This is a genomic window from Spongiibacter tropicus DSM 19543 (assembly GCF_000420325.1).
Classification (GTDB): Bacteria; Pseudomonadota; Gammaproteobacteria; order Pseudomonadales; family Spongiibacteraceae; genus Spongiibacter; species Spongiibacter tropicus.
The window spans coordinates 433,389-446,115 of the sequence record NZ_ATUS01000001.1; the positions used below are offsets into that span (position 1 = coordinate 433,389).

Sequence of the window (12,727 nt, forward strand, 5' to 3'; positions counted from 1 at the left end):
TGATGCGGCGCCCTGCGCTTGTTGCCCTGCTGCTGGCGGCATTGTGCAGTGCCCTGCAGGCGTCTGAGCGCTCGGCGGACCCGCAACTGCTCCGCCCCGGCTCATCACTGACGAATGAACAACGCCTGGACTGGGCCGTCGGGCGCAGCTTCACCCATAAACCCTGGGTATCCGCCCCCGCCACCACAACGGCGCGCGACGGGCTTGGCCCTTGGTTCAACGCCAATAGCTGCCTTGCCTGTCATCCGGGCAATGGCCAGGGGCAGCTTCCCGAAAACGGCCCTGGACTGGTTCTCCGCCTGCCCATCGACAGCCCATTGGGCAGCCAACTGCAAGACCGTGCACTGCCGGGTTTTTCAGCAGAGGGACGCATTCATTGGCAAGAAACGCTGAACGGGGCGTTGCGCGCTCGACGCTACACGGTTCTTGATCAACCCACATTGGCGGTGTCAGCAAGACTGGCCCCGGAACTGCGCGGCGTCGCGGCACTGGACCAAGTCCGCGATGCCGATATTGTGGCGTGGGCAGATCCCGACGACCTCAATGGTGATGGCATCTCAGGTCGCCCCGCCTTGCTGCCCGCTAACGAGGAATCGGGAAAAGCGCGACAGCTTGGCCGTTTTGGCTGGAAGGCGGCGCAGCCAAGTCTGGCCGAACAGATTGCTCAGGCCTTTGCAGAAGATATGGGCATCGATTCCTCTCTGCGCCACAGTCGCCGCTGCGACGATCCGTCGCTGCCGCCCCTCCAGCAGCAGCGTTGCCAACGTGCATCGGGCGCCGCGCCGGGAGAGGACGTGGAAATCAGTGAGAAACTTTTCAATGCTGTACTGCTCTACTTCCGGGGGCTGAGCATACCGACGGCAACAGCGACGCCGCACCCGGCTGGCAAGCGACTGCTCCATGCGCTGGACTGCGCCGCCTGCCACCGGCCCTCTCTGCCACTCGGCGACGACGCCATTCAGCCTTACAGCGATTTGCTGTTGCACGATATGGGCGAGGGCCTGGCCGATACTGTTGCCGAAGGTGGCGCCGAAGGGCATGAATGGCGAACGGCGCCGCTATGGGGGCTTGGCTTTCGCAGCCGTGACCCAGACAATACACGATTACTGCACGATGGCCGCGCAGGCACTATCCACGAAGCCATTCTATGGCACGGCGGCGAAGCCACAGCCAGTGTCCAGCGCTACCGCCAATTGTCAGCGCAAGACCTTAACGATCTCATCCGCTTTTTACAGGAGCTGTAAATGTACCAGACTGCGACAACGCGTTTTTTCTCTGGTCGATTCATCAACGGACTCGCCGTGACGGCCATAGCCAGCACACTCGCAGCCTGTAGCCCTGCACCTGAAGAACGGCTGCTGGAAAGCACGGCCAACGCCAGCCTGCTTCCCGCGTATATGGGGTTTGCCGATACGGCAACCCAGCTCGCCTCGGCCACGCAGCGTTTTTGCGAGGCACCGAGTGAAGAGACGCTGGACGCCAGCCGGGAACTCTGGCGCAACAGTGCCGTGGCGTGGTCAGGTTTGCAGGTCAAGCACTTCGGCCCGGTCACCGTGGATAATGTCAGCTGGAAAATCCAGTTCTGGCCCGATCGTAAAAATCTGGTTGCCCGAAAAATGGAAGCGTTTCTGCAGAACGGTGAAGCCATCACCACGCAGAGTATTGCCGATGCCAGCGTCGTGATTCAGGGCTTGAATGCGCTGGAGTATCTGCTTTTTGATGAAAAAGCCGGACAACTGGCAAGGTATCAGCAAGATGATCATCGCCGTTGTGACGCTCTGCAAGCCATCGCAGCACACCAGCAGAATGTCAGCCGGGCATTGTATGAGAGCTGGCTGCCGGACCATGGGGATTACCTGAAAACCTTCACCCACCCCGGCAAAGATAATATCAGCTTCCCCGACACCCAACTGGCCGTCGCCACCTTGATAGAAAGTCTGGTGGAAGGCGCCGAGCTGGTCGGCCGTGACAAGCTGTCGCGCCCTATGGGCAGTGACCGCAAACCGGCAATCCCCCAACCCTACATGCTCGAATGGTGGCGGAGCGGATTCTCCGCCCAGAGTATTCTCAGCAGTTTGAATGCCATGCAGCGGCTTTTCCTCGCCGACAAACTATACGGGCTGGACGACTACCTCCGCGACCAGGGTCAAACTGCCTTGGCGGATGAAATCAGTGCCGCCTTTGAGCGCTGCATTGCCGCTGCACAGAATCTGGATGGCAGCCTGTTCGAGCAACTCAGCAGCGGTGCCGACACCCGCAAGGAACAGGCACTGCTCAGTGAAGTACAAGCCCTCCTTCTGCTGCTGAAAGACGAACTGCCCGCCGCATTAAATATCACTTTGAGCTTCAACGGCGCCGACGGAGACTGAGATGAAACGACGCGAGGTACTGCTTTCATCTCTTGCGTTGCCCCTCGGGGCCGCGCTGTTGTGGCAGGGGCGTGGCATCATTTCACCGAATTCAGACGGCCGTGCTTACACGCCACTATGCAGCGCTGCCTACGATGGCCATGGCGGCTGCCAGTTTGGCGCGACCCAATCCGGCAAACTCGCGTTTAGTCTGAGCAGCCATGAACGCGGACACGACAGCTGTGTTCACCCCGCGCGTAAGGAAGCCCTGTTCTTTGCTCGCCGCCCCGGTACCCATGTGTATATCACCGACCTGCACAGTGGAGAGCTTAAACAAACGATTCAGGCCCAAGATGGCTTTCACTTCTACGGGCATGGCTGCCTCGGAGCCGATGACCGCACGCTCTACACTACCGAAAATCACGTAGCTGGAGACGGCCGTGGCGCCATTGGTTGTTACGACAGCCATGACGGCTACCGCTATCTCGGCCATATCGACTGCGGCGGTATCGGCCCCCATGAGTTGGCATTGATGCCCGATGGTGAACACCTGGTGGTTGCCGTCGGCGGACTGAAAACACTGCCAGACTCAGGCCGTAAAACCCTCAACCCCGAGGCTCTGGAGCCGGGGCTGAGCTATATCCACCTACCCAGCGGGGCCGTTGCGGAATTCGTCCCGTCACCGCACCCGCAGCTCAGCCTGCGGCACCTGGATGTCAATGCCCACGGTGATGTGGTTGTCGGCGCGCAATTCCAGGGCCCCCGCCCCTCAACCCAGCCATTGCTTTACCACCACCGCCGCGGCAGCTCGCTGCGCGCGCTGGACCGTCAGCGTCCACTGCCTATGCGGCACGACTATGTCGCCAGCGTTGCACTCGATGACAGTGGCCAGGCGCTGTGCAGTTTTCCTTTGGATAACCAGTTTGCACTGTGGTCGATTGCCGAACAGCGTCTGATTCAAAGCTGGCAGCTCAGAGACTGTGCTGGCGCCGTCTACGACCCCCAGTACCGGCAATTTGTGATCAGCAGCAGCACTGGACAACTGGTAGCGGTTCGCGCCGGCGAACGCACGCCGAGACAACTTGCTTATCTCCCCGAGTTTCACTGGGATAATCACCTCAGCCTGATTGGCGCCGAACTGGCAAGCCAACTGCCCACGAGCTGACCCCACACGCCGAGAGCAACCATGAAACGACGCAGTATATTGAAACACAGCCTCGCCCTGGCCACGGCAGCCAGCCTGCCACGCATGAGTCTGGCTATGGCGTCGCCCGCCGATGACTTCGACTATATTTTGACCGCCGAGACGGGCCGGGAAAATCTGCTTGGCGATGCGCCCACGGATATCCTCGGTTTTAACGGGCAGTTTCCCGCGCCAGTGCTTCGCGTAAAGCAGGGTAAGCGGCTGCGCCTGCGCTTTGATAATAAACTGGAACAGGCCAGTACCATTCACTGGCATGGCATCCGTATCGACAATGCGATGGATGGCGTGCCCATGCTCAGTCAGAAGCCGGTCGAACCCGGCGAGAGCTTTGTTTACGACTTTGTCTGCCCGGACGCCGGCACATTCTGGTACCACCCGCATATACACAGCATCCGCCAGCTGGGGATGGGAATGGTCGGCGCCCTGATCGTCGAGGAGCCCGATGCCCCGCCCTACCACGAGGTCATCATTGGTCTGAAAGACTGGCGCCTGAAGCCGGATGGCAGCTATCTGCCGCTGTCGATTCCCCGGGAAGCCTTCCGGGATGGCACCCTGGGGACGGTAAACACGGTGAACGGCCAGCAGCGCCCTATCATCGACGTCCCCGCGGGCGCCGCCTTGCGACTGCGTATTCTAAATATGGACAACACGCGGGTATTTCGCCCGGAAGTCAGTGGACATGAGACGCGAATCCTTTCGCTGGACGGCAGCCCGGTCATTCCCCATCGCCCCTTTGAATTGACACCACTGGGCGCAGGAATGCGCATGGATCTCGCCATGTATGCCCCCGACCGTGTAGGAGAAGAAATCCCCGTTTACGATAAAAAAGGCCGGTTTGGCGTTGAGCTTTGCCGACTGAGGGTTGTCGAGAATGCCCGACATACGGCACCGACAACCCTGCCCAATCTACCCGCCAATCCGATTGCGACACCTGATCTCGACAAGGCAGAAATCCTGCGTTTTGTATTTGAGTGGCAGGGAGCGCTGTCACCCACCCGCGCAGACGGCGCAGTCGATCACAGCTTCTGGCTCATCAATCGCCGCGCCTGGGACGGCGGCGAGGGCCACCACAGCCTGCCGGAACCGCTGGCGAAGCTGACACTGGGCCGCAGCTACATTGCCGAACTACACAATGCGACGCCGCATCAGCATCCGATCCACCTGCACGGTTTAATCTTTACCGTATTGTCATCTAACAAGCGCAGCATTATCCCCTACCATAGCGATACAATTCTGTTAGAGAAGAACGAGCGCGCACGCATCGCTTTTGTGGCCGACAATCCCGGCGACTGGATGTTTCACTGCCATGTGATTGAACATATGAAAACAGGCTTGATGGGCTACATCTCCATCAGCTGATCCTGCCCAACACTGACAGGATGGCGCGTCTCCCTTGTACTCGTGACCCGCATCGCGATATGGTTTCTACTACTGTCACAGGAATACTTGGCGCGCATGAGACTCGTCACCAAAGCCGGACTACTTGTCGCCTGCACCATGCTGGTCACCTTGCTGTCCGGTTTGCTCGCCCGAAACTATATTCTTAATCCACACCTGCTCAGTATTGAACGTGAAGCAGACCAACGTGATATAGAACGCTTCACTCACGCCATTGACCATTATCGCGAAAACCTTGAAAGCCGCATAAAACGCATCTACGCAGCGGCCGGTGTGCTGCAGAATCTCGGCGGCACAATAAACTGGTCCCCGATTGTTCTCGACCTCGCCCACATCGGCGGTTACGAAGAGCTGGACTATTTCATTCTCGCCGACAAAAGCGGTGACAATGCCGTGATGCGAGTCGGCGAACTGGTCGATAAGGCAGACACACCGCCCTCTCCCCGCGCCTTGAGCGAAGTGCTGAAGAAAATTATCGCCCAGCTCGACAGTACGGATGGCGCTACGACCTCGGGATTGATGGTCAGCCAGGCCGATGGCCCGCTGGTTTATGCGGCGGGACGGGCAAGCTGGAACACCGATAAATTACCCGCAATCTATGCCGCCGTCCGGCGATTAAGCCCAGCGATGATCGAAGAGCTAGGGGAACACCTGGGCTTGTCTGTGGAGGCCCTGAGTCTTGCCGACAGTAAGAACCAGAGAAAGCACTACGGTGTGGGGCTGGGACAACGCAGTGATGCCGATACGCTTTACGCTGAACTGCATGATCGCAATGACAATCACATTCTCTCTCTTAAATTCAACACGGCTCCCCGGGCTTTTGACGAAAGAACATTCAGCCCCACCATTGTCGCCGCATTGAGTTTCTCGATTCTGGCTTGGGGTCTGATCTTGCTGGTCATGCGCCACAGCATCGTCAAGCCCATTCAACAACTCACCGCGACTATGCGACGTGTGCGACAGACCAGTAATTACGGAGAACGCTTTGAATACCGGCACCGGGATGAACTGGGCAAGCTGGTGGACGAATGTAATGAACTGCTCAACCACGTTGGCGGACATACCCAGCAGTTGGAAAACTACTCGTATAAAGACTCGCTGACCGGTATTGGTAATCGACGTCTGTTCCAGGAGCGTCTGGATTATCAGTGGCGGCTCTCACAGCGCAAACACATGCCGCTCAGCGCAATTGTTTTCGATCTGGACTACTTCAAGCAATACAATGATCTGTATGGGCATGAGGGCGGCGACACCGTGCTCAAGGTATTTGCCTCGCTGTTGCAAGAGGTCTTCACACGCGACACCGACGTCGTCGCTCGGACGGGCGGAGAGGAATTTATCGTGCTGCTGCTCGACGCCGATTACCACTGTGCAGAGTTGATGGCAGAGCGTACGCTGAATGCGCTTCGTCAGCGCCATATTCCGCATGCCGGGGCAGCTCACCGCGGCCAGGTCTCCGCCAGTGCCGGCGTTTCCAGCCTGACGCCTGACGAGAGCAACAGCCAGGAGCAGCTTATCCGACAGGCTGACAAAGCGTTGTACCGCGCCAAGCAATTGGGACGTGACAATGTCGCCGTGTACGAGTCCTCATCGCTGCAACTGATCAATAACACGCACAAATCCCAGCCGTAAAAAAACCGCTACCCCCAACGGGGATAGCGGTTCTCTTTTACTCCAATCACGGCTTATTTTTCAGCGCTGAGTGCCACGACATTGCTGGCTGCGGCGTCGCTGCCGCCAAACAGTGAGCTGACTTTGTCGCCATCCGCTTTAGCGGCTGTTGCCTTGGCCGCGCTGCTCCGCTTGCCGCTCGACGCCGCCTTCTTGGCTGTGGCACGCTTGGGCGCTGCGGCTTCGCTGCTCTTGCTCGACGATGCCTTACTTGAACGCGCTTTGCGAACGGGGGCCTTAGCTTTGCCAGCGGCCCGCTTTGGTGCCGGTTTCTTCTTGGCAGCCTCCGCAGCCTCTGCATCCGCCTTCTCTGCCGCTTTCACCGCCGCCAGCAAGTCTGCAAACGCTTCTTCAGCACACTGGCGATAGAAGGCGGGGTCTGGCATGGAGTCGCGATCGCCGAGAATCGACATCGTCACAACACCACAGGCACTGTAGATCAGATGGAACAAACCAACGCCCGGTGTCAGCAGGCCCAAGCCGTAGTAGCGAACCATTTTTGCGCCCGCCGAGTACAGCGGGAACGGCGGCCCCGCCACATTCGACACCACCGAGCTGATACCCAGCGGCAGGTGCTGTGTCAGCTCGTTGTTAACATAGGTGTTGACCAGCGGGCGGGTCAGCGCGGGAGCCATCACGCCAGCAAGACACAAAACGTCAACCAGCGGCGAGTTCTCTCCGTAGACCTTGGCATCCTGCGAGCCCTTGTGGACCGCCTTCAAACGCTCCAGCGGATCATCAAGCTCGGTGTGCACTTCAACAAATACCGAGCCGATCTGGTTGTTCTCATCAGACACGCCGCGGCGAGTCCGCATATTCAAGGGGATAGATACCGCCAGGCTGTCATCAGGCAGCTCCTCGTGATGCTTGAGGTACTTGCGCATTGCGCCACCCACCACCGCCAACACCACGTCATTGATTTTTACGTCGGCGTAATTCTTGATGATTTTAAAATCATCCAGCGGAAACTCGGCGGCCTCAAAAACGCGATACGGCCCTACCGGTTTGTTGAAGCGGGTTCTGGGCGAGGCAATCGGCGGCATGGGAATCTGTTTGCGGGCCACACCCCACGCCATCTTGCCGAGGTCTCTCAATGTGCTCGCCGCGCTACCGACCATTTTGACGGTATTCTTGACCTGATTGATCGCCGTCGCCGTGCCCAGGTACAAGGAACTGGGCGCCACATCGACCATGACGGTATCCGGTCCTTCCGGCACCGCCGCGGGGTCCGCTTCCAAATCGTGAATCACCGACATGATTGACGAACCACCGGCGCCATCAACCAGCGAGTGGTGCATCTTGGTATAGATGGCAAAACCACCCTTGGGGACACCCGGAATATTATCCAGCCCCTCGATGATATAGGCCTCCCACAGCGGACGTGACATATCCAGTGGACGGGCATGCAGACGGGCAATCAAAATACAGAGCTGGCGCCAGTCACCGGGCTGAGGAAGCGCGAGGTGCCGAATGTGGAATTCCACGTCGAAATTGGCATCTTGCACCCAATAGGGGCGATCAAGATTCCCCGGCACCTTGACGAGGCGCGAGCGAAAGATCGAGTGCTTCTTGAGTCGACGTTCGAAATTGGCAATCACACCCTTGAAGCGCACGAAGCCACCCGGCGCCGTCGAAGGGTCGTAAATCCCCATACCGCCCACATGCTGAGGCGTGTTGGGGTGCTCCAGATTGACAAATGCCGAGTCGAGTATACCTAGTTGCTTCATGCCTGATCACACCTCGTTAATTATTATCCCTGACTGCCTGACCACCTGCGCGGCAGGGAAAATCCATTTTCCAACAGCGCGGTGTTGCTTATCGGCCCTAAGGCCAGCCAAGCACCGGGAATGCACATATCATTCCAAAAGTGTAACAGCGCTGCACAAACTAACGGTAGCACACATACCCGTTAACGCGACATAGTGCCCAAAAAGGTGCACTCACTGCGACCGTCGCTGTCGCTCCGGCGGCGGTGCACCGACATGAGGAACCTGACGCTGACGCGCCAGCTCCACCTGTTTCTGACGATCGCGGAAGCGCTTGCGCTGCTCCTCGGTCAATGTTTCGTAACAGGACGGACAGCTTACCCCTTCCTCAAATTGCGGGTGCCGGCGGTCCTCGTCACTGATCGGGTGACGACAGCCATGGCACAGTGCATAACTGCCCACTTCCAGTCCCTGCTTTACGGAGACGCGGTTGTCGAAAACAAAACACTCGCCTTCCCACAGGCTGGACTGCGCATCCACCTCTTCGAGGTACTTCAGGATGCCACCCTCAAGGTGGTAGACCTCGTCGAAACCTTCCTGTTTCATAAATGCCGAGGCTTTTTCGCAACGAATGCCGCCTGTGCAAAACATCGCGACTTTCTTGTGCTTTTCAGGATCGTAATGCTCGCGCACATACTCGGGAAACTCACGGAAGGTCGCCGTTTTGGGATCAACGGCGCCCTTGAACGTACCGATTTCCACCTCGTAATCATTGCGCGTATCAATCAACAGCACTTCGGGGTCAGAGATCAGGGCATTCCAGTCGCGGGGTTTCACATAGGTTCCAACCACATGGTTGGGATCAATACCCTCGATACCCATGGTCACAATCTCTTTTTTGAGCTTGACCTTCATGCGGTAGAAAGGCTGCGCCTCGTCGTAGGACTCTTTATGAACAAGATCCACCAGACGCGGATCGCTGCGCAGCTCACTTAACAGGCTGTCGATAGCGTCTCTGGAGCCCGCTACGGTGCCGTTGATCCCCTCTTCGGCCAGCAGCAAGGTGCCACGAACCCCCAAATCCAGGCAGCGCTGCAACAGCGGTTCGCGCTTCTCCCGGTAATCGGGCAAGGTCACAAATTTATACAGGGCAGCAACAACTATCTGACTCATTTGGCAGCGGCCTCGCGCTTGCTGCCACCCAGACACTGCGGCGAGTCCGGCACCGTGGACTGCGCCTGCCATTCATCCGGAGAGAAGAGGTGCAAAGCCAGTGCGTGCACCGGCCCGGCCAGTTCGTCGGCCAGCGCGGCGTACACGGCTTGATGACGGGCTACGCGTCGTTTGCCATCAAAAGCCGCGGAAACCAGTACGACCTTGAAATGGGTCTCTGAATTGGCGGGCACACTGTGCATGTGGCTTTCGTTGATGAGTTCGAGGTGAGACGGGTCAAACCCGGCAAGCAGTTTTTCGCGAATCGCCTGCTCAATCTGCATGGTGGTCAACTCCTGTGAATACACCGGGTATTATACACCCGATTCACAGTGTAGGCCGCGTCGAATTGACTCAGCTCGGCGCGATCACCGCCCCCAGCCTCGCCTTCAGCAGGCCAGCATCTTCCGCCAGCCCCAAACGCAGATACCCCCATTCACCGCAGCGATATACGCGGCTCAGAATGCCCTGTGCAAGCAGTGCCGAGGCCCAGTCGTCCGCACGTCTCAGCGGCAGTCGATAACTGTTAAACAGCGCTTGAGACTGGCAGGCAACAGCCTCCCCACCGAACAGCGCCGCCCACAGGGCGGCCTGTTCACCGGACGCCCGCAGCAGTCGCCGCTGGTTTGTCTGCTGCCAGTCGCTGTCAGCAAACAATTGCGCGCCTAGGTATTGGGCCGCCCGGTTAATGGGCCAGGGCCCCAGCAAACGCGCCAGGCGATCGAGACATTCAGGCGCGGCGAGTGCCGCCCCGAGACGCAGGCCAGGCAAGCCAAAGAATTTCCCGACCGAGCGCAGCAACACTACCCTGCCACTGTCCAGCAAGGCATTGGCCTGATAGTCCGGGTAACCGTCCACATAGGCCTGATCCACCACCATCAGTCCGTTGTCCGGTAATAAGGCCAACCATTCCCGAAGCTGGGCAACGGGAATGCAATGTCCATCCGGATTATTCGGGCTGACCAGCACCAGATAGCGAATCGGTTTTTCTATCAGCAGTGCGGCCACGTCGCCGTCATTGTCAAAGCGATGCAGCCGATGTCCGGCCTGCTGCCAACGGTAGGCATGTTCTTCGTAAGCGACGCTGGGGAGCAACACCTCGCCCAAGGGATACAGCTCTGGCAGCAACTGAATAATCGGTTGGCTGCCGCTGCTCAGCAATAGCTGCTCAGGAGCAAGCTGATAGTAGCTCGCCGCAGCACTCTGTAGCACGGGACAGTCATAGGGCAGCTCCTGCCAGACGTCCTCGGGAATCGGGGGTACAGGCCAGGGCCAGGGATTCACGCCAGTAGCCAGATTCAACAGCGGCTGCGGCATTGCCGCCGGGTATCTCACATAGCGCGGATCACCACCGTGAACGGGCTGCAAGCCATCACTCACAGCTGAATATTCCACAACAGGATCACCAGCAGCCACAGCAGGCAGAGCTGATCCACCAGTCGCAAACCACGGCTCAAGTCTCCGGGCGCGGCAGCACGCCCCTGCCCCAGCGTTGCACGCGGCTGCCACTCGCCGTGATAGCGGGCGCCACCACCCAGTTGAATCCCCAGTGCCGACGCGCCGCTGGCCATCACAGCACCAGCATTAAGGCTTTTCCAGCTCCAGCCCTGCATAAACTGGCGGCGAACGCTGCCGGGCGACAGGCGAAGCAATGCAAAACCCAGGGCCGTGAGCTGTGCCGGGAAGAAATTCAGCACATCATCCAGACGCGCGGCAAGGCGGCCAAAATATAAAAAGCGGGTACTGCGATACCCCCACATGGCGTCCAGAGTGTTCGCCAGACGATGCATAATCACCATCACCGGCCCGCCAAGGGCATACCAGAACAGCGAGGCAAACAGCGCATCGCTGCTGTTTTCCAACAGCGACTCACAGGCCGCCGTCGCGACCTGCTGCTGATCCAGCTCAGCGGTATCGCGGCTGACAATCAGCGAAAGCGCCTGTCGGGCGCGCGGCTCATCACTGGCAAGAAGCGCCCGTTCAATAGGCCAGATATGCTCGCGCATACTTTGCCAGCCAATTGCCAGATACAGCAGCGCCGCATCCAGCAAAACACCCAGCACCGGCCAATGTGCCGACACCCAGCGCGTAAGCAGATAGACCAGTGCCAATAACGGCAACACCGCCACAAGCCAGGCCAGCGCGCCGCGCCAAATCTGTCGTGACGGAGTCTGCCGCTCGGATGCCGGAGAATTCAAACGCGCTTCCAGCCACTGGGCGATACGCCCAAACCACACCAGTGGGTGCGCGCGCGCGGGTTCGCCAAGAAAGCGGTCCAGCAGAACCGCAAGCAATACAGCCGCAGCGGTGGCAGAGATGGATACAGTCATGAGGAGGGATCAACTAACACAACAATCAGGCCGGGACTTTAATCGTCCGCCCAAGCAGGGGTCAAGGCAAAAACATGGCGGCGGTCACCGCAGCTCAATTCGGCAAGCGGTAAAACTCGGCGGCATTTTCCCAGAGCACCCGCCTTGCACCGTCGTCTCCTAAGGTGTTGCCAATGATTTCGATATCCACAGGGTTGAACGGTCTCGGCGAGCGAGTCGACGGCAGGTCTGTACCGAACATCAACGCCTGAGGATTGATGTCGTAGAGTCGCCTCAGCACTTGGCTCACAGCAAAATCCACCCGTCCGAACCCGGTGGCCTTCACCCGCACGCCCTTCTCTACCAGACGATACAGCAGCGGCAGGCCTTTTTTGCTCAGCCCGAGATGGTCAATGCTCACCGCAGGTAATCGATACAAGGCGGTTTCAAGCTCGCCCAAGTGACGACTGTCGCAATAAATCTCGGCGTGCCAACCGAGCATTTCGTGCACGCGCTCGGCAAAATAGCTCAGGTGTTCAACGGCCTCCCGACCGCCGCGCCGTACATTAAAACGCAGAGCCCGAACCCGGCAGGCATCGAGAGCCATCAGCGATTCGTCGGAGACATCGAGAGGCAACTGGGTAACGCCGACAAAGTGCGGGCCAAGATTGGCCAACGCGGCCTGCAGGTAAGACTGATCAAAACTCTGGAAAGAACCGGAGACCACGGCTCCACCACCAATCCCCAGCTCGACCGTCTGACCGACGTAGTCATCGACGGTATAGGGATCGGGAAGATAGCCTTCGTTACTGACCAATGGGTACGCCGGGTCAATAATGTGCAGGTGCGCATCGAAAATCATGTGATCCATGACGCCGT

Annotated in this window: 11 protein-coding genes; 5 read left to right on the top strand and 6 right to left on the bottom strand. The window is 58.7% G+C overall.

All coding sequences use genetic code 11. From position 1 onward, the window contains the following. The first annotated feature begins 2 nt into the window (after positions 1-2). From G411_RS18995 to G411_RS21270, 5 genes are all read left to right on the top strand, one after another. On the top strand, positions 3-1,244 hold the full coding sequence (locus G411_RS18995) for a di-heme oxidoredictase family protein (RefSeq protein ID WP_022957522.1): 1,242 nt from the start codon (positions 3-5) through the stop codon (positions 1,242-1,244). Next, a complete protein-coding gene (locus G411_RS0102140; protein WP_022957523.1) occupies positions 1,245-2,369 on the top strand; it encodes an imelysin family protein in 1,125 nt (374 codons plus the stop codon). 1 nt (position 2,370) lies between these two features. Continuing rightward, positions 2,371-3,513 (top strand): DUF1513 domain-containing protein, encoded by a 1,143-nt coding sequence (locus G411_RS21265; RefSeq protein WP_022957524.1) that lies wholly within the window; start codon positions 2,371-2,373, stop codon positions 3,511-3,513. 21 nt (positions 3,514-3,534) lie between these two features. Continuing rightward, entirely contained in the window at positions 3,535-4,911 is a 1,377-nt protein-coding gene (locus G411_RS0102150; RefSeq protein WP_022957525.1) for a multicopper oxidase family protein, read from the top strand. A 96-nt stretch (positions 4,912-5,007) separates the two neighbouring features. Next, positions 5,008-6,582, top strand: a complete 1,575-nt coding sequence (locus G411_RS21270; protein ID WP_022957526.1) for a sensor domain-containing diguanylate cyclase — start codon at positions 5,008-5,010, stop codon at positions 6,580-6,582. 53 nt (positions 6,583-6,635) lie between these two features. Here G411_RS21270 and G411_RS19010 read toward each other — a convergent pair whose 3' ends face one another. The 6 genes from G411_RS19010 to G411_RS0102185 all read right to left on the bottom strand — a co-directional run bounded on the left by G411_RS19010 (position 6,636) and on the right by G411_RS0102185 (position 12,719). Further along, positions 6,636-8,348 carry a WS/DGAT/MGAT family O-acyltransferase gene (locus G411_RS19010; RefSeq protein WP_022957527.1) on the bottom strand — a complete coding sequence of 571 codons (1,713 nt, stop codon included), beginning with the start codon at positions 8,346-8,348 and terminating at the stop codon, positions 6,636-6,638. Between the two features lie 213 nt (positions 8,349-8,561). Next, the gene (trhO, locus tag G411_RS0102165; protein ID WP_022957528.1) at positions 8,562-9,500 is read right to left on the bottom strand and encodes an oxygen-dependent tRNA uridine(34) hydroxylase TrhO; all 939 of its coding nucleotides are present in this window, start codon (positions 9,498-9,500) and stop codon (positions 8,562-8,564) included. Beyond that, positions 9,497-9,823, bottom strand: a complete 327-nt coding sequence (locus G411_RS0102170; protein WP_022957529.1) for a BolA family protein — start codon at positions 9,821-9,823, stop codon at positions 9,497-9,499. Before G411_RS0102170 ends, trhO begins: the two co-directional genes overlap by 4 nt. Positions 9,824-9,893: 70 nt before the next feature. After that, positions 9,894-10,934, bottom strand: coding sequence for an aminotransferase class I/II-fold pyridoxal phosphate-dependent enzyme (locus tag G411_RS19015; protein ID WP_157581094.1), 1,041 nt, complete (start codon positions 10,932-10,934; stop codon positions 9,894-9,896). Then, the gene (gene cbiB / locus G411_RS0102180; RefSeq protein ID WP_022957531.1) at positions 10,916-11,869 is read right to left on the bottom strand and encodes an adenosylcobinamide-phosphate synthase CbiB; all 954 of its coding nucleotides are present in this window, start codon (positions 11,867-11,869) and stop codon (positions 10,916-10,918) included. Before cbiB ends, G411_RS19015 begins: the two co-directional genes overlap by 19 nt. Before the next feature lie 94 nt (positions 11,870-11,963). After that, on the bottom strand, positions 11,964-12,719 hold the full coding sequence (locus G411_RS0102185) for an amidohydrolase family protein (RefSeq protein WP_022957532.1): 756 nt from the start codon (positions 12,717-12,719) through the stop codon (positions 11,964-11,966). Positions 12,720-12,727 lie beyond the last annotated feature (8 nt).